General features: G+C 73.5%; 14 protein-coding genes. 7 read left to right on the forward strand and 7 right to left on the reverse strand.

Going from position 1 to position 20,757, the window contains the following annotated elements:
* Positions 1-66 precede the first annotated feature (66 nt).
* The 4 genes from ACH4OW_RS05415 to ACH4OW_RS05430 all read right to left on the reverse strand — a co-directional run bounded on the left by ACH4OW_RS05415 (position 67) and on the right by ACH4OW_RS05430 (position 3,692).
* Positions 67-1,281 carry an RICIN domain-containing protein gene (locus ACH4OW_RS05415; protein ID WP_360137894.1) on the reverse strand — a complete coding sequence of 405 codons (1,215 nt, stop codon included), beginning with the start codon at positions 1,279-1,281 and terminating at the stop codon, positions 67-69.
* Between the two features lie 236 nt (positions 1,282-1,517).
* Complete coding sequence (locus tag ACH4OW_RS05420) at positions 1,518-2,201, reverse strand: hypothetical protein (RefSeq protein ID WP_398025134.1); 684 nt, start codon at positions 2,199-2,201, stop codon at positions 1,518-1,520.
* A gap of 380 nt (positions 2,202-2,581) precedes the next feature.
* The gene (locus tag ACH4OW_RS05425) at positions 2,582-3,343 is read right to left on the reverse strand and encodes a DUF2637 domain-containing protein (protein ID WP_360137900.1); all 762 of its coding nucleotides are present in this window, start codon (positions 3,341-3,343) and stop codon (positions 2,582-2,584) included.
* A gap of 94 nt (positions 3,344-3,437) precedes the next feature.
* On the reverse strand, positions 3,438-3,692 hold the full coding sequence (locus tag ACH4OW_RS05430; RefSeq protein ID WP_398025137.1) for a hypothetical protein: 255 nt from the start codon (positions 3,690-3,692) through the stop codon (positions 3,438-3,440).
* A gap of 485 nt (positions 3,693-4,177) precedes the next feature.
* On the opposite strand from ACH4OW_RS05430, the gene ACH4OW_RS05435 reads away from it, so the two are divergent.
* From ACH4OW_RS05435 to ACH4OW_RS05455, 5 genes are all read left to right on the forward strand, one after another.
* Entirely contained in the window at positions 4,178-5,719 is a 1,542-nt protein-coding gene (locus tag ACH4OW_RS05435) for a cytochrome P450 (protein ID WP_398025139.1), read from the forward strand.
* Positions 5,720-5,735: 16 nt separating this feature from the next.
* The gene (locus tag ACH4OW_RS05440) at positions 5,736-6,920 is read left to right on the forward strand and encodes a terpene synthase family protein (RefSeq protein ID WP_398025141.1); all 1,185 of its coding nucleotides are present in this window, start codon (positions 5,736-5,738) and stop codon (positions 6,918-6,920) included.
* A 148-nt stretch (positions 6,921-7,068) separates the two neighbouring features.
* Positions 7,069-8,445, forward strand: coding sequence for an NAD(P)/FAD-dependent oxidoreductase (locus ACH4OW_RS05445; RefSeq protein ID WP_360137912.1), 1,377 nt, complete (start codon positions 7,069-7,071; stop codon positions 8,443-8,445).
* Between the two features lie 264 nt (positions 8,446-8,709).
* A complete protein-coding gene (locus ACH4OW_RS05450; RefSeq protein ID WP_360137915.1) occupies positions 8,710-11,634 on the forward strand; it encodes an AAA family ATPase in 2,925 nt (974 codons plus the stop codon).
* Between the two features lie 42 nt (positions 11,635-11,676).
* Positions 11,677-12,177: a hypothetical protein gene (locus tag ACH4OW_RS05455; RefSeq protein WP_360137918.1), complete on the forward strand. Its 501-nt coding sequence runs from the start codon at positions 11,677-11,679 to the stop codon at positions 12,175-12,177.
* Positions 12,178-12,229: 52 nt separating this feature from the next.
* On the opposite strand, the gene ACH4OW_RS05460 is transcribed toward ACH4OW_RS05455, so the two are convergent.
* Both ACH4OW_RS05460 and ACH4OW_RS05465 read right to left on the reverse strand, forming a co-directional pair.
* Positions 12,230-14,233: an N-acetylmuramoyl-L-alanine amidase gene (locus tag ACH4OW_RS05460; protein ID WP_398025144.1), complete on the reverse strand. Its 2,004-nt coding sequence runs from the start codon at positions 14,231-14,233 to the stop codon at positions 12,230-12,232.
* 247 nt (positions 14,234-14,480) lie between these two features.
* Entirely contained in the window at positions 14,481-15,614 is a 1,134-nt protein-coding gene (locus ACH4OW_RS05465; RefSeq protein ID WP_398025146.1) for an aminoglycoside phosphotransferase family protein, read from the reverse strand.
* A gap of 260 nt (positions 15,615-15,874) precedes the next feature.
* Here ACH4OW_RS05465 and ACH4OW_RS05470 point away from each other — a divergent pair, with 260 nt between their 5' ends.
* Positions 15,875-17,383 carry a hypothetical protein gene (locus ACH4OW_RS05470; RefSeq protein ID WP_360137927.1) on the forward strand — a complete coding sequence of 503 codons (1,509 nt, stop codon included), beginning with the start codon at positions 15,875-15,877 and terminating at the stop codon, positions 17,381-17,383.
* A gap of 89 nt (positions 17,384-17,472) precedes the next feature.
* Here ACH4OW_RS05470 and ACH4OW_RS05475 read toward each other — a convergent pair whose 3' ends face one another.
* Positions 17,473-18,954 carry a SpoIIE family protein phosphatase gene (locus ACH4OW_RS05475; RefSeq protein WP_360137930.1) on the reverse strand — a complete coding sequence of 494 codons (1,482 nt, stop codon included), beginning with the start codon at positions 18,952-18,954 and terminating at the stop codon, positions 17,473-17,475.
* Between the two features lie 323 nt (positions 18,955-19,277).
* Here ACH4OW_RS05475 and ACH4OW_RS05480 point away from each other — a divergent pair, with 323 nt between their 5' ends.
* Complete coding sequence (locus ACH4OW_RS05480) at positions 19,278-20,702, forward strand: HEAT repeat domain-containing protein (protein ID WP_398025149.1); 1,425 nt, start codon at positions 19,278-19,280, stop codon at positions 20,700-20,702.
* Positions 20,703-20,757 lie beyond the last annotated feature (55 nt).

Here is a 20,757-nt window from a genome sequence, read left to right on the forward strand (position 1 = left end):
GGACCGGGGCGCGCGGAGCCGGGCGGCCGGACGGAGACGGCCACCCGGTCACGCGGGCGGGCACCGCTATGCCCAGAGCCCCAGCAGGAAGGGGTAGGCGTTCAGCACCGGCGCGGGCCCCTGGATGAGGTCGCGCAGGGTGAAGACGGCGTATTCGGTGCCCTTGGCGGCGAAGAAGTGGACCTCGTCGCCGACGGTGGCGGAGGCGACCGCGTCCGGCTTCTCCCAGCCCTTGGGCAGCTGGCCCAGCCGTATCGGCTGCACCTCGCGGATGTCCGGCGCGCGGAACCGGCCGTCGATCAGCGCCGTGCCCTGCTCGCAGAAGAGCAGGTACTGGGAGTCGTCGGGCCTGGCCGGCGCCGCCTCCAGGACCCGCCCGTACGGCTCCAGCTCCCGGGACGGGAAGTACTCCTCGCTCCGGTCGATGCCGTCGTTGCCCTTGTCGGAGAAGGCGACGGTCAGATCGCCCTTGACGCCCAGGTACGTCCGGTCGCTGTGCCGCGGTGCCCGGGTGACGAAGTCGAAGCCGCCGTGGAACTCCTTGGGCAGGTGCGGGAACTGGGTGCTGATCTTGCGCGGTCCCGCCTCGACGCGGTTGCGCGAGGAGAACCGGACGACCTCGTCGCCGCGGAAGCCGTCGAAGCGGACGAACGGCGTGGTGTCGCCCGGCACGTACTTGGCGACGGTGCCGAAGACCCCGCCGGCGGCCTCCAGGGATGCCTTGAAGACGTGCGCGACGGTGGAGACGATGCCGCCGCCCGGCTCCACCAGCAGACCGGACAGCGCGTCGAACACCGTGTCGCCGCCGAGCGCTTCGACCGGCTCGAAGCTCCACTGCTGGGCGCCGCGGTAGGCGCCGGTGTTCTCCGTGGACTGGTCGACGGCCGCGCCCACGGCGGCGGCGTTGTCGCGGACGTTCGCCCACAGGCCGCTGTGCAGGTTGGAGATCCGGTACGGGTCCTCGTCGACGAGCTGCCAGGACTGGCTGCGGTAGGCGGGAGTGTTCTCCTCCAAGTGCTCCTGGACCAGGGGCGCGCCCTTGTCCTTGCTGCACCTGCGGACCTGGAGGTACCCGCCGCTGTTCTGGTTCTGCAGCCGGAAGGTGTTCTCGCCTCCCGGCGCGGACTCCAGCCGCCACGCCTGCGCCGCCCGCTGCGGCCAGTCGTGCAGCCTCTCCTGGACGATGTCCGTGGGAACCTGTTTGCTGTTGCCCTTGGCGGTCAGGTAGAGACCGCTGCTCGCGTTCTTGATCAGGTACGTGCCCTTGGCGCTGACGCTCACGGGAACCTCCTGGGAGCGGACGGAAATATTTCCGATTCCGGCGCTCCACCCTAGGAGCCAGGACCCCGGGGCGCGACGGTACGGCCATCAGACCCGGCCAAGGTCACGTGCCGGTTCCGGCCCGCGTACGCACCGTCCACAAGGCCGGATTCCCGCCGCCCGCGGTCCCGCCGTTCCGGCTCCACGCGTCAGCAACGACCGGAACAGCACGCAGGACCGGGCGCGGGAGGCTGGGGTCACTGCTGCGCGGGGATGGTGGGCGCCGCTTCGAGCGAGGTCGGCGGTACGGGGCCGTGGTCGCCGCGGGGACCGAGTTCGGCGGCGCGCGTCGCGTACGCGGTGGCGGGCTCCGGGGACTGGGTCTGCTGGGTGTCGGCGAGGACGGTGGTCGCCAGGTGCCGCAGCACGTCGGCGTGCGCGTGGAGCATCTGGTGGGTCCTGGTGTCCTCGGGGTCCGCGAGCAGGATGCGGGCGGCGGTGTTGACCGCGCGCAGCCGGGGCCTCTGGGCCGTCCGGTGGGCCCGGGGCAGCGACCGCCAGGCGGTGTTGGCGACGGTGATCAGCCGCCACAGGTCGTTGGTGGCCGGGTCGGTGTCGTAGAACCGCAGACCGTACCGGGCGACGAGCCAGTAGGAGACGGACAGGGCCACGGCCATCGTGAGGTCGAACGCCATCCAGACGCGTGCCAGTTGGTCGCGGTCGATGACCACGTCGACGAGCAGGGCCACGCCCGCGCCGCCCGCACCGAAGAGGACCGAAGCGATTACGCCGAAGAACGCGCAGGCCGGAACGATGCCGATCCCGTTCTCGCTGTCCACCCGGAGGAGCCCTTGCCAATGGGGCGCCAGGTAACGGGCGTAGCGGACGGGTTTTGGTGCGGGTTCCGTGACGGCGATCCTTTTCGCCCAGCTCACGGCCATCAATACTCACTCCTCTATCGGCTGCTGACGCAACGGCTCACATCCCCACCAACGAATCACGGAAATCACGGATACGCTCGCTCTGGTCAAGCAACCGTTTCTGCTGCGCTGTTTCCTCCGGACAGCCGGGCGCATTCGGGGGGCGTATTGCGCCCTCCCGGGCACATAAAAAAGGAGCGGTCGGCCGGTTTCGGGTATTTTCCGTACGACGGACCGTACACCCGATTTCCGGCTCGGCCGAGGAAACGCGAGCGAAGTTTCCCGAAACGTAGGGCGAGGGCCGGGGCTTGGGCAATACCGGGCAGCGTACGGCCGTTGACCGCCGCGTCCCGGACGCGATGTGCGGCGGCCGCCCGGGACCCGCGGCGGCCGCCGGGAGGTCAGCGGGCGGAGCGGTGGCGGCGGGCGCCGCTCTTCGTCTGCGCGTGCCGCGTCGCGGGCGCCGGCGCCGGGCCCGGTTCGAGCTGGCGGATGAGCTGGTGGAAGCAGAGCAGCACGGTGACCGGCGGCAGCCCCGCGACGGTGATGCCGGCCGGCGTCGTGGGGGCCTTGGCGATGCACAGCACCGTGGCGACGGCGGCGAAGAAGATGACCACGCACCACGAGTGGGCGGTGCGGCGCCGGTGGGCGCGGGCCCGCAGGATGGACAGGATGGCCGCGACCCACGGGCCGTAGACCAGGAGCGGCCACACCTGGGCGATGTGCGGTGAGGTGGCCTCGCCGGCCAGCGCACGCAGCGGCGGGTAGGAAGCCACCGCGGCCAGCAGCCCGACCGCCACCACGATCACGGCCGTCAGGACCACGGTGACCACGCTGAGCGTGCGGCGCCAGGACCGGGTGCCGCCGCGCGCCGGGTTGCGGGCGGCGCGCACGAAGGACGGCTTGCGGTGGCTGTGGGGCTCGGTCGCCGGCAACGCGTCGCCCACGCGGGGCTGTTCGGCGGTGTCCAGGAGCTGGGCCAGCTCGGCGTCGAGGTCGTCGGGCACCAGCCGGGCCGCGTCGTAGGCGTAGGCGTCGGCCAGGCTCTCGTGGGCGGGCTGGTCGCGGAAGAGGGGGCCGTCGGCGAGCCCGAACGCGTAGGAGAGGTCGGGCTCGTGGGTGGCTTGGGCGGGGATCCGGTACCCGTCGGCGGTGGACGGCATCAGGAGATGAAGACTGGGGGGATCGTACACGGCAACTTCCCTGCGGGCGGTGCGGCGGCGGTGGTCCCGGTCGGTCAGGTGGTGCGGTCCGCTCTCAGCACCGGCGGGGTTCCGGGCCGTATTCGGCTTCGGCCTGCTGTGACCACAACGCGGTCCTGATCCGGTCGAGTTCCGCGCCGAGGCGTTCCAGCAGATCGTCGGAGTGCTGCGGGCGTACGTATTCCCTTTCGCTTTCCGGCTCGGCCTGCGCACGGTCGCCGGCGGCAGGGGCGGGGACACACTCGGGCTTGAAGAACCGCCGTCCGATACGCCGTGCCGGCTGCTGGAGGGGGAGAGGAGTGTCAGGCATACATGCGGAACGAATAGGGCCGACTCGAAGGGACGGGTATGCGGCCCTACTGAACTCAAGTAGACGTGGAGGGTGCGAAGAGGGGGTGATCGGAAAGAATGGTTGTTTCCCGCGGGTTCCGGATCGGCCGCGGCCGGTCCCTATACCACCGGGCCCCGCCCCGCGTCATCAGGGCATTCGGCTGCGCGTTTACCGCCGGCGGCCCCGGCGCGTCGTCCCGCCGCCGCGAACGGTTGTCCGCCCCGACGCGCTCACCTCGACAGCGGAACGTTACTGCCGACACGGGGGCGGCTCCGGCGCGCGGCGGACCGTTTCAGCGTAGGCCGCACCGGTGAGCCGACCCCCACTCCGACGCGCCCCCCGAAGAAAGTATGACCAGGAGACCGGCCGGTCGGCCCGGGTAGGTAATGGGGCGACTCCCCCAACCGCCCCCGACCGGGCAGCCGTTCGCGGCAGCCCGGGACACCAGCCGAGCGAGGTGCCCCGTGAAGGCAATCCACGGCGAGACCGGCGTCCGCACACCGCGCGGCGCGGCGCACACGCAGAACGCCTGGACCGTGTCGGCGGCGCCCGGCGGCATACCCCTGCTGGGGCACGCGCTCCCGCTGTGGCGGCGCCCCCTCGACTTCCTCGCCGCACTGCCCGACCACGGCGACCTGGTGGCGATCCGCCTCGGGCCGCAACGCGTCTGGCTGGCCTGCGACCCGGCCCTGGTGCAGCAGATCCTCATGGACCCGCGCACGTACGACAAGGGCGGACCGCTGTACGACACGATGCGCATGGTGCTCGGCAACGGGCTGGTCACCTGCACCCAGGGCGTACACCGCAGGCAGCGCCGGCTCGCCCAGCCCTGCTTCCGCCCGTCCCGGATCGCCGACTACGCGGAAGTGATGAGCGCCGAGATAGGCGCCGCCGTCGGGGAGTGGCGGCCCGGGCAGACCCTGGACGTCACCGACGCGATGATGGACCTCTCGGCCCGGGTGACCACCGGCGTGCTCATGTCCACCTCCCTCGACCCGGGCCTCGCGGCCGACGTACGCGGCTGCCTGGGCACCGTCATGCGCGGCGTGCTGCTCCGCGCCGTCGTCCCCCTCGGCCCCCTCTACAAGCTCCCCACCCCGGGCAACCGCCGCTTCGACCGGGCGCTGGCCAGGCTGCACGGCATCATCGACGCCATCATCGCCGAGCGCCGCGCCGCCCCGGACGCGCACGACGACCTGCTGGCCACCCTCCTGGCGGCCACCGACGACGGCCGGGAGGACGACGACGCCGGCCGGAGCGCCGGCGGCCGCTGCCCGGTGGACCACACCCGCGACCGCCCCGCACCACCACCCACCGCCAAGGAGGCCACCGACGCCAAGGAACCGCTCACCGACCAAGAGGCCCACGACCAGCTGATGACCTTCCTGGTGGCCGGGATCGAGACCACCGCGCTGGCGCTCGCATGGACGTTTCACCTCCTGTCGCGGCACCCCGAGGAAGAACGCCGGCTGCACGCCGAGGCCGACAGCGTGCTCGCCGGCCGCCCGCCGGGCCCCGGCGACCTGCCCAGGCTCGGCCACGCCCGGCGCGTGGTCACCGAAGCCCTGCGCATGTATCCCCCCGGCTGGGCCCTGACCCGCGTGACCACCACCGAGACCACCCTGGCCGGCCGGCGGCTGGCCCGGGGAAGCACGGTCCTGTACAGCGCCTACGTGCTGCACCAGGACCCGGTCGCCTTCCCCGACCCCCAACTGTTCGACCCCGACCGATGGTTGCCGGAACGGGCAGGAAGCGTTCCGAGCGGTGCGATGCTCCCGTTCGCCGCAGGCAACCGCAAGTGCATCGGCGACCACTTCGCGATGACCGAAGCCGTGCTCGCCCTTGCCGCCATCGCCGCGCGCTGGCGTCTGCGCCCGCTGTCCGCCGGGACCGTACGACCGGTCCCGGCGGCCGTGCTGAGCCCGGGCCCGCTGCCCATGGTCTGCGAGCCACGCGGCAGCCGCCCGGGTGCCGGAGCGCCGGCCGCGCCAACTGAAGCACCGTGAACATGGAGAGAGAACCATGCAGGCAACAGGCTACGGCGTCCCGGAATTCGACCTGCCCGCCGCCGGGTGGGGCCAGGTCCGACTGGCGCGAGACCGGGCGGACGGCGAACCGGACGGCACGGCGGCGCGTTCCGCCGTCGAGATCCCCCCGCTGTTCTGCCCCATCCCGGCAGCACCGCACCACGAGACCGCCGCGATCGAACGGCGCGTGGTGGACTGGATGGCGCAGTTCGGATTCTGCGACGACGACTTCCACCACGCCCAGGTCATCGCCAACCGCACCGCCGAGTGGGCGTGCCGGATCGCCCCCGGCGGCACGGCCGACCCGCTGCAGATCGGCGCCGACTGGTCCTGTCTGGGCCTGCTGCTGGACGACGTGTACCTGGACGGCGGCCTCTACAGCCGGCACCCGGAACGGTTCCTCCCGATGGCCGTCCAGGTCATCCACGGCGCCGACCACCCCGAGACCACCGACGACAAGACGGCCGACCCGTACACCGCGGCTTTCGGCGAGGTCTCGCACCGCTACCGCAGGCACGCCTCCGGCACGGTCGTACGACGGTGGATCGACGGCGTTGCCGAATGGTTTCTGGCGGCGTCGGTGGGCCTGGCCCAGCGGGCTTCGGGCACCGTGCCGACCCTGGCGGAGTACTTCGTCATCGGGCCGCGGGACCGCGGCACCAAGGCGTCCATCGCCGTCATCGAGATGGCGGAGGGCACCTCACTGCCCAACGAGGCGGCGGAGACACCGCGGATACGGGCCCTGACCCAGATCGCGTCGGCCCTGGTGACCTTCGCCAACGACGTCTACTCCTACCACCGCGAGGTCAAGGAGCAGTCGCTGGAGTCCAACCTCGTCGGCGTCCTGGAGCACGAGCTGCGCGTGCCGCCCCAGGACGCCATGGCCAGGGCCGCGGCGCTGCACGACCGGCTGATGTGCCTGTACGTCACCCTGCGGGACCGGACCGCCTGCCGCGCCGCCCCCGAAATCCGCTGCTACCTGGGGCAGCTGGACCACTTCATCCGCGGCAACCTGGACTACAGCGCCGTCACCCCGCGCTACCGGACCGACCCGAGCGCCGTCCCCGACCCGGCGCCCGCCTTCGGTGTATGGGCGGACTCGCCCTGTGATGGGAGCCTCGAACCGCTGCCGCTGCGCCCCGTCGCGTGGTGGTGGGACCAGCTGAGCCCCGCGGTGTGAGGCGCCGGCGGCATCCGCCGTCGCCGTGGCCCCCAGGGCCCCGGCGGGTCTTCCCGGCCCCCGCGGCCCGTCGAACCTCTTTGGTACCCGCGGCGCCGGCGTCCCCTCGCGGGCCCGGCGCCCGTACCGGCAGGAAGGGTGAACCGGTGTGAGTGCAAAGCCCCGTGTCGTCGTGGTGGGCGGCGGTATCGCCGGCCTGTCCGCGGCCTTCCGGCTCCAGCGGGCCGGATGTGAAGCCGTCGTCCTGGAGAGCGCGGGACCCGAGGCGGTCGGCGGCCGGATGGCCACCGTCGACGTCTCGGGGTTCGCCGTCAACCGGGCGGCGACCATCCTCATCAACAGCTACCGCGAGCTGATACGCCTGATCGCGGCGGCCGGCCTGGCGGGCGAGGTGGTGCCGGGGGCCGACCTGTTCGGCCTGGTGCGCGGCGGCCGGGTGGACCGGGTCCGCCTCGGCTCCCGCCGGCAGCTCGCCACCGGCGGGCTGCTGACCAGCTTCCCCCTGGGCGACGTCGCCAAGCTGCTGCGGGACTACCGCCGCGTCCGCCCCTTGCTGACGCCGCACGACATGTCCGCGATGGCCGCGGCCGACTTCGAGTCCGTACACCAGTACGCGACCCGCCGCGGCCTGCGCCCCGAGACGCTGGAGTACCTGCTCGACCCGCTGGTCTCGGGCCTGTGCCTGGGCGAGCCCGAAGAGGTCTCGGCCGCGATGCCGTTCGTCTTCATCGACGTCATCCTGTGCGGCGGCGGCTTCTTCACCTCGCGCGAGGGCGTGGGCTTCCTGCCCAAGGGCCTGGCCAGGCAGCTCACCGTCGAGTACCGCGCGCGGGTCACCTCGGTCGAGGACCGCGGCGACGAGGTGGCCGTCACCTGGCACCGGCCGGGCGAGCCGGAGCACCTGGAGACCGCGGCCGCCTGCGTGCTGGCCGTACCGCCGCCGCAGGTACCGCAGCTGTACGCACAACTCACCGCCGAACAACGCGAGTTCCTGGCAGACGCCCCGTACGCGCGCAGCGTCCACGTCGCCTTCGGACTGGACCGGCCCACGGCGGAACGGGCGATGCTGGTGCAGGCGTCCCGCGTCGAACACCCCGACCTCTGCGCCTTCGTGCTGGAGCACAACCTCTCCCCGCGGCGCGTGCCGGAGGGGACCGGGCTGGTCATGACCCACCTGCGCGGCGCGTGGTCGGACCGCAACTGGGACCTGGGGGACGACAAGGTGGTCGACCACGTCCTGGCGGGCGTCCGGCGGCTCGGCATCCTGCCCGAGCTGGAACGCCACACCACGATGACGCACATCTGGCGCGTCTCGCCGTGCCTCATCGGACGCCGGCCGGGGGACTACCGGGCCATCGCCCGGTTCGCGGCGGGGTTCGGCGCCGACGGCCGCGTCCAGCTCGCGGGCGGCGACTACCTGGGCCACTCGACCACCAACAGCAGCGTGTGTTCCGGGGAACAGGCCGCCAGGAACCTCCTGGACCGGCTGCGTACGGAAGGGGCGCTCACGCCGACGCGCCGCTGACCCGCCCGAGGTGGCCTGAACCGGCCCCACGCCACCCCGATTCACCCGTGAGAGTGACACCTCGCGGGTGGATCGAGCGTGCGCGAAACGGTACGTGCGGGCGCGCATAGCACGGCCGGCACCCCGATGTGCCGCATGTCGCCCATCCTGGTTACCGCGGGTCCGTATCGGCGTACGCTCTGCGCTATCCGCAGGCAGAGTGCGACCCAAGCGGCCCGCGCTCACGGCGGGCGGGACAAGCCGGCGAGGCGAACGGATTCGGTCATGGCTGGGTGGGAACACGTGCGGGACGTACGGCGGGGTCTGCTCGAAAGGAACACCGAACTCGGCGCCCTGGACGCGGCCCTGACCCGGCTCTGCGGGCCGGGGGACGGACCGGCCGCCGCCCGGCGCGGCGGCCTGCTCTCCTTCGCGGGACCGGCCGGCATGGGCAAGACCGCGCTGCTCGCCGAGGTGCGCGCCCGCGCCACGGCCTACGGCTGCACCGTGCTCTCGGCACGCGGCGGCGAGCAGGAACAGGGCATGGCGTTCCACGTCGTGCGCCAGCTCGTGCAGCCGGTACTGGCCGCCTACGACGACGACTACCGCACCGTACTGGGCAGTTGGTACGACATCGTCGCACCCGCCGTCGGCCTCGTCGCCGACGCGGGCGGCAGCATCCCCGACCCCACCGGCGTCCGCGACGGCCTGGACTGGCTGCTGACCCGCTTCGCCGTACAGCAGGCGCCCACCGTGCTCGTCCTGGACGACGCCCACTGGGCCGACCAGGAATCCCTGAGCTGGCTGACCGCCTTCGCGCCGCGGGCCGAGGACCTCCCCATGCTCGTGGTGGTCGCCTACCGGCCCGAGGAACTGACCCGCGGCGCCGGCCCCTTCCGGCGGCTGGCCGAGCGCCACGCCTCCCGGCCCTTCCCCCTCACCCCGCTCACCTGCGACGCGGTCGCCAGCATCGTGCGCGAGGCACTCGGCGACGAGGTCGAGGACAAGTTCTGCACCGAATGCTGGACGGTCACCGACGGCAACCCCTTCGAGACCGTCGAACTCGCCGCAGGACTGAGCGAACGCGGCGTCAAGGGCAGCCGCGACGACCTGCCCGCACTGCGCGAACTGGCCTCCGCGGTCAAGGGAAAGGGCCTGGTCGACCGGCTGGACCGGCTCGGCGGCGCGGCCGTACGGCTCGCCTGGGCCACCGCCGTACTGGGCACCTCGGCCACCCTCGACGTGACCGCCGGCGTCGCCGCACTGGGCAGCGAGTCGGCGGTCGACATCGTCGCCCAGCTGCGCGAGGCCCGCATCCTCGCCCCGGCCGAAGGACCGGACGGCACCCTGCAGTTCGTCCACCCGCTGATCGCCACCGCCGTCCACCGGGCCATCCCCACCGCGCTGCGCGTCGGCATGCACAACATGGCCGCCGAAGCCGTCGTGGAGGCCGGACTCGGGCCGACGGTCGCCGCCCGGCACCTGCTGGAGGTGCCCTGCCAGGGCGACGACTGGGTCGTCCAGCGGCTGCGCCAGGCCGCACGCGAATACGTACGGGCCGGGGCGCCCGACGCCGCCCGCCGCTTCCTGGCCCGCGCCCTGCGGGAGCCCCCCTCGCCCGAACACCGCGCCGCCGTCCTCTTCGAGCTGGGCGCCGCCACCTTCCTCACCGCACCCGACGTCACCGTCAACTACCTGCGCGAAGCCCTCGACGAACCGGACATCGACCCCGGGCTGCGCGAGGCCGTCACCTACCGGCTGGCCCAGGCGCTCGCCCACACCGACCAGGTAGCCGAGGCCGCGGCGGTCGCCGCCGAGGAGGCCCGGCGCACCAGCGTGCCCGGCACCCGGCTGCGGATGCAGGCCGAGAACTTCGTCTGGAGCGCCTTCCGGGCCGACGAACCGGACTCGGCCGCCCGCTCCCGCAGGCTGGCCAGGCTCGCCGACCACCTGGCCGGCGACGGCCTCGCCGAGCGCTGCATCCTGGGCCTGCGCGCCTGGGACTGCGTGGTGCACGGCGAGCCCGCGGCCACCGCCCTGCGCTACGCCGAAGCCGCGCTGGTCGGCGGGCTGAGCTGGACCGAGGACAACCGCGGCTTCGAGGTACCGGTCGCCGTCGCCATGACGTTCATGTACTGCGACCAGCCGGGCCGCGCCGAGGAACTGTTCAACCGCGGCATGGCCGAGTGCGAGCGCAAGGGCTGGCGCGGCGCCCACCTGGCCTTCGGCCACGCCCTGCTCGGCTACATCCGCTACCGCCGCGGCGCGCTGGCCGAAGCCGAGGCACTGGTGCGCGAGGGGCTGCGGATCGCCGAACGCGTCGGCGGCGCGGTGCCCGCCCAGTGGTACGCCATCGGCATCCTCATCGAGATCCTGCTCGCCCGCGGCCGCGTCCAGGACGCGCAGGACCTCGCCGACCGCTTCGGCTACGGCGACCTGGTGCCCAACGCCGTCGTCTACCCCGACTCCCGCACCGTCTACAGCGAGCTGCTGCTGGCCCGCGGCCTGCACCGGCACGCCGAGCACCACCTCAAGGCGGTCGGCCGGCGGCTGGAGGCGCGCGGCATGCGCAACCCGGCCTGGTGCCCCTGGCAGCTGCACCTCGCCCGCGCCACGGCGCTCACCGACAGCCCGCGCGCCGTCGAACTGGCCGAGGAAGGCGTACGGCGGGCCCGCAGGTTCGGCACCCCGACGGCGATCGGCGAGGCACTGCACTGCGCCGCCACCGTGATCGGCGGCGGGCAGGCACTCAAGCTGCTCGCCGAAGCCGTACGGGAGCTGGAGCACTCACCCGCCGGATACGCGCTGGCCGAGGCCCTGGTCGACCACGGCGCCGCCCTGCGCCGCGCCGGACTGCCCCACGACGCCGCCGAGCACCTCTACCGCGGCCTGGAAGGCGCCGTGCACTGCGGGGCCGACGGCCTGGCGTCCCGCGCCCGCGACGAGCTGTCCGCCGCCGGGCTGCGCCCCCGCCAGCTCCACACCACCGGCACCGACGCGCTCACCGCGCAGGAGCGGGCGGCGGCCGAACGGCTCGCCCTCGGCTGGTCCACCCGCCGCATCGCCGAGGAGCTGGCCGCCCCGGAGGCCGTCGTGACGCGCCTGCTGTCCAGCGTCTGCCGCAAAATGGGCACGGACTACGCCGGGCTGCCCCGGCTGCTGGAAACCTCGGCGGCGGCCACCGGACCGGCCGGGCCGCCGCGGGGTTGACGCGGGGCCCGCCGGCCGGCGGCAGCCACGTACGATGGCGGTATGTCCTTCCTCCGCCGCCGCAGCGCAGCCACGCCCGCCGGGCCTGACTTCGACGTCCTCGCCATGGACCCCGGGGACTGGCCCGGCAACCTCGGAGCGGGGCTGCTGCCCGCCCCCGACGGCAGCTGCCAGGGGGTCTTCCTCCGCTACGACCTGTTCGGCGGCCGCGGACCCGCGATGGTCATCGGCAACCTCCCGGAAGGCTCCCCGGCGCGCGAGCCGGGCGAGGGCGAGGTGCCGTTCGAGGTGGCGCAGCTGCTCGCCGCCCTCGGCAACGACGAGCCGGTCACCGTCGTCGAGACCGAGGACACCCCGGTCATGCACGACGACAACCTGCTGATCGTCAAGCGCATCAAGTGCTCGGAGGGCCGGATCTCCTGCGCGCAGTTCGACCGCAGCGACGGCGTGCTGGTGACCATCGCCAGCTGGGACCGGCCGATCACCGACGACCTGTACGCCCTGCTGAAGCCGCTGCCCGCGGAGATGTTCCAGCAGGGCTGAGGCCCGCGCCGGAAGGACCGCGCCCGGCCGGCGGCCGGGCGCGGCATGCCGCTTACCGGTGCGACGGGCGGACGTCGACGTCCGCTGCCCGTACGTACCCCACCCGGTGCCCCACCTGGATCTCGTAGTAGACGTCCTCGCCGCGCACGACCGTGTGCCCGGAGACGTCGAACGTCGGCGCGTAGAAGTACTCGCCGTGCACCCGGTTGCCGACGGCGTACCGCTGCCCGGCCAGGAGCTTGTACGGCAGCGGCGTGACGGCCTGCACCGGCACCCCGGGCGGGTAGGCCGCCGGCTCCGGGTACGCCCGTCCGTACACCGGGATGTCCGCGCGGCCGGCCTTCGGCGTGGCCACCGGGCCCTCCGCGTCGACCGCCGTCGGCTGCGCCGCCGGATTGTGGAACCACGCTTTCTGGCCGAGGTACCAGATGGCGGTCCACTCGCCCCGGCGCTCCGCGACCGCGTACCGCTGGCCGGTGGTGGCGCGGGCACCGGTGTCGTTGACGCCGGTCGTCGAGGGGCTGCCGTCGGGGCGCAGCCCGATGTCCTTGACCAGCGGCGCGCTCACATCGGGCGCGGTGTGCAGCCGGACGGCGGTGGAGCCGTGCGGCGCGCACGGCTCGCCCGGCTTGACGCAGTCCGTGTAGACGGGCCGGTGCCGGTCGTAGTCGGGGCGGATGGTCACCAGGCCGCCCTTGGGGCCCGCCGTACGCACGAACGGCTTGCCCAGCAGCCGGAAGTAGTGCGCCCAGTCCCAGTAGGGGCCCGGGTCGGTGTGCATCCCCTTGATCGTGGCGGGCGTCGTGCCCGGCACGTTGTCGTGGCCGATGATGTGCTGCCGGTCCAGCGGCAGGTCGTACTTGTGTGCCAGGTACCGCACCAGCCGTGCCGAGGCCCGGTACATCGCTTCCGTGTACCAGGCGTCCGGAGCCGCGAGGAACCCTTCGTGCTCGATGCCCACGGAGTGCGCGTTGACGTACCAGTTGCCCGCGTGCCAGGCGACGTCCTTCGTCGGCACGTGCTGGGCGATCAGCCCGTCCGCCGACCGGATCGTGTAGTGCCACGACACGTACGTCGGGTCCTTGATGAGCTTGAGCGTCGTCTCCCACGACCCCTCGGTGTCGTGGACGACGATGGCGTCGACACTCTGGTCCTCGGGCCGGTCCGCCTTGTCGTGGTTGCCGTAGTCGCCGTCGCCGAACTCCTCGTACGGCGCCGGCACGGAGATGCAGGAGACCGTACGCGGGCATTCCAGGCGGGCCCCGGCCGGCGCGGCGGCCCGCAGGCCCAGGCGCCCGGCCTGCGCCCGGTCGGCCGTCACCCCGGGCGCGGCGGGCAGCGTCACCCGCTGGCCCGAGTCGGTCGTACGGGACTCGCCGTGCCGGAGCACGTCGTACACGTCGTCGGCGAAACCCGCCGCGGTCCGGGCGTCGTCCGCGCCCGAATAGCGCGCGACGGCGCCGTACCAGCGGGCGGGGTCGGCGGTGCGCAGCCCGAGGCGGCGCTGTTCGGCGGCGAGCAGCGCCGCTCCGCCGCCGATGTTGGCCGCCGGGTCCTCGCGCAGCCGCTCGGCCGGCAGCCCGGTCAGCGCGGCCGCCCGGTCCAGGGTCCGCAGGCGCGCCGGGAGCGGGGTGGTGGCCGGCGGCTGGGCGCTGACCTGCTTGCGGGGGCGCGAGCCGTCGCCGCGCGGGTCCTCGCCGCCCTCGCCGTGGTGCGGCCGCTCGGCCAGCGCCGTACGGGCGTCGGTCAGGTGCATGGGGCCGTAGCCGCCGGTCACGCTGGGCGCGCCGCCGTGCCCGTCCCAGCGCGACTCCATGTACGCGACGGCCAGCAGGACGCCCTCCGGCACGCCGTAGCGCGCGGAGGCGTCGGCGAACGCCCGCTGGAGGGCGCCGGCGTCCTGCTGCCGCGCCGTGGCGCGGGGCGGCCCCGTGTCGGCGGACGGCGCGGCCGAGACCAGGGGCAGCAACAGGGCCGCCGCCGCGGTGGCGGTGGCGGCCCTGCGCGCTCTGGAACGGGAGGTTCTCTTCTCGTCTTCCGGGGCGGATCCTCGCAATGCAGCCTCCTCTGGCCGACCGGGCCGAGCCGGGGCGTGTGACGGATGGTGTGCATACGGCCGTGCGCGGGACCGGACTTGTCGAATACAGCTATCGCCTGGCCGACGATCCGTCAATCACCGTGCGCCACAAGGGTTTCGCATGTCAGCACGCGTACCGGAGCCGCATTCGAGGAGCGGTCGCACGCGGGCACACGTGAGCGGCGCGCCCGCATCCGGACGCGCCGCTCATACCCCCCTTGGCGGATCAGCGGGTGCCGACCGCCGCCCGCACCGCACGGCGTGCCATCTGGCAGTCGTCGTGCAGCCGGCGCAGGAGCAGCCGCTGCTCCTCGCCCGCCGCCAGCGCACCGGGCTGTCCCGGACCCGGCGTGCCCGTCGGCGTGGGCTCGCGCATGGTGCGCTGTACGGCGGTCTCGTAACGCCGTATTTCGCGGGTGAGCACCAGCATCAGATTGACCAGGAAGGCGTCCCGCGCGGCCGGCCCGGCGGCCTGCGCGAGCTGGCTGATCTGACGGCGCGCCACGGGGGCGTCGCCGAGCACCGACCACAGCGTGGCGAGGTCGTAGCCCGGCAGGTACCAGCCGGCGTGGTCCCAGTCGAGCAGCACCGGACCGGCGGGGGAGAGCAGGACGTTGTTCAGCAGCGCGTCGCCGTGGCAGAACTGGCCCTGGGTGTGGGCGAGGCCGTGCAGCAGCTTCTGCAGGTCGCCCAGGTCCCGGTCGGTCAGCAGGCCGAGGTCGTGGAAGCGCCCGATGCGGCCCGCGTAGTCCAGCGGCGCGTCGAACATCCCGGCGGGCGGCCGCCAGAGGTTGACCCGGCAGATCGCGCCGAGCGCGGCCCGTACGTCCGCGCGCGGTGGTGCTTCGGTCGGATGCCGTTGGAGGGAGGCGACCCGGCCGGGCATCCGCTCGACGACCAGGGTGCAGTTCTCGGGATCCGCGGCGACCAGCCTGGGTACGCGCACCGGGGGGCGGTGGCGTACGAAGGCCCGATAAGCAGCTATTTCGTGCCGGAACCGCTCGGCCCATGCGGAGGAGTGGTCCAGTAAACACTTGGCGACCGCGGTCGTGCGGCCGGTGGTGCCCACCAGGAGGACCGACTTGCCGCTCCGGCGCAGCACCTGGACCGGATGGAACTCGGGGCAGATGCGGTGCACGGAGGCGACCGCGGCGCGCAGCTGGGCGCCCTGGGGGCCGGACAAGTCGAGTCTCCCGCTGAGCGGTTGGGCACCCCCCCCTTGCGCCCGCCGGTTGCGGCCGCCGGAGAGGCCGGAGACCGCCCCCGGAGACTGGGAGGGGTCGAGATACGGTCCGCTTCCCGGAGGCTGCGGACGGTACGGCCGGTTCGGGGCGCTCACGGCGGACGATGCTGCGTACATGGGTGAGACAGATCCCTTCGTGCGCCGACGAGTTGCGAGCGGCTCCCGGCCCGATGAACGGGTCCCCGAAAGGGCCCGATTCCGGTGTCCGCACCCTGGGGAATGCGGTACCGACACCGGGCCGGGGGCTGCACTTCTACAGAACACGCGGGCGCGGGTGGCAGACCATCTGGCGGACCCTGGCGAACCCTGGCGAATGCTCGCAAGCGTCCGGGACGGGCCGTTACTGTCAAGTCAGTCGAGGAACCTGGGGGCTTGACGTGGACAGGGAGCCGAACACCCGTCTCGCGGACCTTTTCGGCCTGGCCGGCTGGTCCAAGGGAGAACTCGCGAGACTGGTCAACCGGCAGGCGGCCGCCATGGGGCATCCGCAGCTGGCGACCGACACCTCGCGGGTCCGGCGCTGGATCGACACGGGGGAGACCCCGCGCGACCCGGTTCCCAAGGTGCTGGCAGCCCTGTTCACCGAGCGTCTCGGCCGTGTCGTAACCATCGAGGACCTCGGGTTCGGTCGTTCCGGGCGCGCGGGGAAGAAGCAGGCCACGGACGGTCTCCCGTGGCCGCCCGAGCGGACGGCGGCGGTCCTCACGGAATTCACGGGAATGGACCTCATGCTCAACCGACGCGGCTTGGTGGGCGCGGGCGCGGCACTCGCCGCCGGCTCAGCGCTCAGCAGCGCCATGCACGACTGGCTGCACACCGATCCGGCGCTGGCAGCCGACGCCCCCCGATTCGACGACCCGTTTGCCGACAACACCATCGACCAGATCGGTTTCGACCGCTACGAGGCGGCCCCCGTGGGGTCGCAGGAGATCGACGCCCTGGAGCGTTCGGTCGAGGTCTTCCGCGCCTGGGACGCGGCCCGCGGCGGCGGGCTCCAGCGCAAGGCCGTGGTGGGCCAGCTCAACGAGGTGGGCGGGATGCTCGCCTACCGCCACCCCGAGCACCTCCAGCGCAGACTGTGGGGGGTGGCGGCCAACCTCGCCGTCCTGGCGGGCTGGATGTCCCACGACGTGGGGCTGGAGCCCACCGCCCAGAAGTACTTCGTCATCGCGGCCCACGCGGCGCGCGAGGGCGGCGACCGCCCGCGCGCGGGCGAGGCGCTGTCCAGGGCGGCCCGCCAGATGGTGCACCTGGGCCGCCCCGACGACGCCCTGGACCTGATGAAGCTGGCCAAGTCCGGCTCCGGGGGCGAGACCCTGCCGCGGACCCGCGCGATGCTGTTCACCATCGAGGCGTGGGCCCAGGCGACCAAGGGCAACGGCCAGGCCATGCGCCGGACCCTCGGCGAGGCGGAGGAGCTGTTCGTCTCCGACCGGGGCGACGTGCCACCGCCGAGCTGGATGCAGATGTTCGACGAGGCGGACATGCACGGCATGCAGGCCCTGGCCTTCCGCACGCTCGCCGAGCACGACCCGCGGGCGGCGAAGGTCGCCCAGCTCCACGCCAAGGAGGCGCTGCGGCTGCGCGACAACGGCCGGCAGCGGTCGCAGATCTTCGACTACCTCTCCCTGGCCTCGGCGTGCTTCATCGGCAACGACCCCGAACAGGCCGACCGGTACGCCCGGCTGGCACTGGTGTCCATCAAGGAGAACTCCTCGCACCGCACCTGGGATCGGCTGCGTGAGATGTACCGGCTCACCGGCCAGTACTCGGACTACGGCCAGATCCAGGACCTGCGGGAGGAGATCCAGCGCGTCATGCCGAAGGCCAAGTCCAAGGGGCTCGGTCCCGGGCTGGGCCCGGTGGGCAAGAGCCTGCGGATCTGACACCCGCGTACGACGGCGTACGCAGGTTCCCTACGACGGAAACCGGAAGACGGCAGACCAACGGGCGGCCCGGACCACGCCGCTCTCCGTCACCCGCTCACCCTGGCGATCAGCACACACGCGTCGTCCTCGCGTTCGGCGCTGCCGAACTCCTCGGCGACGACGCGGACACAGTCCTGCGCGTTACGGGCCGCGGCGAACCGCGGTGCCAGCGACAGGAGGCGCTCGGTCCCCTCGTGGGGCGCGAGCGTGCCGTGCGACCGGCGCGGCACCAGTCCGTCGGTGTGCAGCACCAGCAGGTCGCCCGGCGCCAACTGCTCCGTGCGCTGGGTGTAACGGGCGCCGGTGGTGGCGCCGAGCAGGACGCCCTCCGGTGGGGACAGCGGGCTTCCCGTGCCGCCGCGGAACAGCAGCGGGGCGGGATGCCCGGCCTGGGCCCAGACCAGCCGGCGGGTGGCGGGGTCGAAGCGGCAGCACACCGCGCTGCCGAGGGCGGGCTGCGCGGAGACGTCGAGCAGCTGGTTGAGGTGGCCCATCAGCGGGCCCGGGTCCTGCCCCGACACCGCCATGCCGCGCAGCGCGCCGAGCACCATGGCCATGGCCGAGGTGGCGGTGGCGCCGTGGCCGGTGAGGTCGCCGACGCTCAACAGTGTTCTGCCGTCCGGGAGTTGCAGGGCGTCGTACCAGTCGCCGCCGATCAGGGCGCTGGTGCCGGAAGGGAGGTAGCGCGCGGCGAGGTCGAGTGCGACGGGCCCGCCTTGCGGGAACCGCAGGGAGCCGCGCCACGGCGGCAGCACGGCTTCCTGCAGTTCGACCGCAAGCCGGTGCTCGGTCCGCGCCTGATGCCGTTGGCGCTGCAGCGAGTCACGGGTCTCGCGCACCGCCCGCTGGCTGCGACGCAGCTCGCTGACGTCCCGCAGCACGGCCCACATGCATGCGGTGCTTCCGTCGGCTTCGAGCACCGGCTCGCCCACCATGTGCACCGTGCGCACGCTCTGGTCGGTGCGCACGATGCGGAATTCGCCGTCGATCGGACGGCCGTCGACCAGGCAGTCCGTGACCATCGTGGTCAGCAGCTGCTGGTCCTCGCTGAAAACCAGGGAGGGCAGCTCGTCCAGGGTCAGCGGCCCGTCCGCCGGCTCCCGGCCGAAGATCCCGAACAGCTCCTCCGACCAGCTCACCTCGTCGGTGAGCAGGTTCCACTCGGCGCTGCCGACCCGGCTGAGCAGCGAGCCGGCCGGGGGCGCGTCCTCGGGCGGTGCCACGGGCAGCCCGGCATGCGGGAGGCCGTCGTCCGGCGCGTCCGCGGCCGTCTCGGGGTCGGCGGGCAGGCCGTCCCGGAGCTGGTCCAGGTGTCCGCCGAGGTCGTCGAGGTGGTGGACGGCGAGGTCGCACAGCGCGCGCTGCCAGCGCAGCCGGGCGTCGGCGGGTTCGTCGTCGGCTGCCGAGGTCTCGCGGCGTACGGCGTCGAGGCCGCCCCGCAGCCGGCGGGCCTGCGTGATCAGCGCCTCGACCACGTCGCGCTCGGGGGGCTGGGCGGCTGGTCGGTCCGCGAAGAGGGGGGACGGCATGACGTACTCCGTTATCAGGCGGCGCCGGGGCCAGGTCTGATGGAAGGGCCGGTAACGACTGTTGCACAGGCTGCGACCGCCCGTAAGGGATTTGGCATTACCCGATACGGTGGTGCATTCGGCATATGCCCCTGGCCTCCCTGGCGCAACCCTCGGCCGAATCGGCGGAATGGAGCGTTCCAGGCTAGGCTGCGGCCGCCGTAGCGCGCACGCCCCCACCGATCCATGGTGGGAACGACGCATACGACCCGTGGACACCGGCAAGAATGCCGGTCAGCGGAAATCCCGTTGCCAGCCTGTCCCCCGCACCGGATGCTGACCTCATGTTCGATCCAGACATAGCGCCCAGTGGCACCCTGCTCGGCCTCCTGCAGCGAGGCCGCGGCGACGGGACCCTGCATGCCCTCGCGGCGCCGCGGGCCGAGGCGCTCGCGGCACTCAACGACAGCGTGCTGCGCGACCCCCGCCGCGACTGGCAGGTCGAGAACCGCTCCCTGTACTACGCGCGGCTGTACATACAGCTCGACGGCGGACTCGAAGAGATCGAACGGCACCTCTTCCACCCCGACGACCTCACCGACCCCGGTGAGGAGCGCACCGGCCTCGCCCTCGCCGTACTCGGCCACCTCGCCGCGTACGGCAGGGACGCCGCCCTCCTGCTGCTGCGCAGCTACGCCGCCGCCGGCAGCAACTGGCGCTGGGCCCTCGACGAGCTCGCGCTGCGCGACGACGACGCGGGCCTGGCCACCCTCGCCCCCGCCGTCCTGGCCCGCTTCCCCCGTACCCGCGAGGGCGACGCCGAGCTGGCCACCGCCGTCCGGGACGCCTTCGAGCCCCGCCCGTGGCGGCTGTGGGCCGACGACCCCCGCTACGGCGAGCGCATCCGCGCCGCGCAGGAACAGGGCTGCTTCGACCGCTGGCAGCGCCAGCTGCGGCCCAGCGGGCCGCGCCCCGGCTGGAGCGTCACCGAGGTACTGGCCTGGGCCCAGCAGGGCCTGGAACTTCACCCGGAAGAGTGGCGGCAAGTCCCGGCCGCGCGTTGCCTCGCGGCCGTCGCGGGCCCGGAGGACCGCCCCGAGCTGCTGCGCGCCGCGCGCACCGGACCGGAAGCGGCCCGCGCCGCCGCGCTGCGCCACCTCGCCGAACGCGACGACCCGGACGCCCTCGACCTCATCGAGGCCGCGGCCGCCGACCCCTTCTCCAGCCGGCCGCTCGCCGAGGCCGCGCTCGCCGCCTTCGAACGCATGCGCAGTGTGGCCGCGATCGAGCGGGCCCGGCAGTGGGCCCCGCGCCCGGACGGCCTGGGCGCGGCCGGCGCCACGATGCTGGCCCGCCGCGGCAGCCGCTCCGACGCCGACCTGGTACTGGCCGCGCTGCGCCGCACGGTGCGGACCGAGGGCCCGGACGCCTGCGGGCTGTGGGAGCTGGTCGACGGGGCGGGACGCCTCGGCGTGGCCTGCGCGGCACCCGTTTTGCGCCACATCTACCGCGAGACCTCCTCCTCCCACCTCAGAGGCCGCGCCGCGGGAGCGCTGGCCGTCACCGACCCCGGCTTCCCGGCGGGCTTCGCCGTCGAGTGCCTGTGGGACTGCGAGGAGACCACCAGGGAACTGGCCGCCCGGCACGCTGCCACGGGTGACGCGCGCGTCGTGGAGCAGCTGCGCCGGCTGGCCGCCGACCCGGCCGAGGAGGCCGAGGTGCAGACGGCGGTGCGCAGCCGCTTCGGGCCGGACGCCTCGGCCGTCTGATCCGCGGCGTGCGGCGCCGGGACCGGCCCGCCGGGCCGGGCTCCCGGCGCCGCCG

The organism is Streptomyces sp. NPDC017056 (assembly GCF_044332485.1).
Classification (GTDB): Bacteria; Actinomycetota; Actinomycetes; order Streptomycetales; family Streptomycetaceae; genus Streptomyces.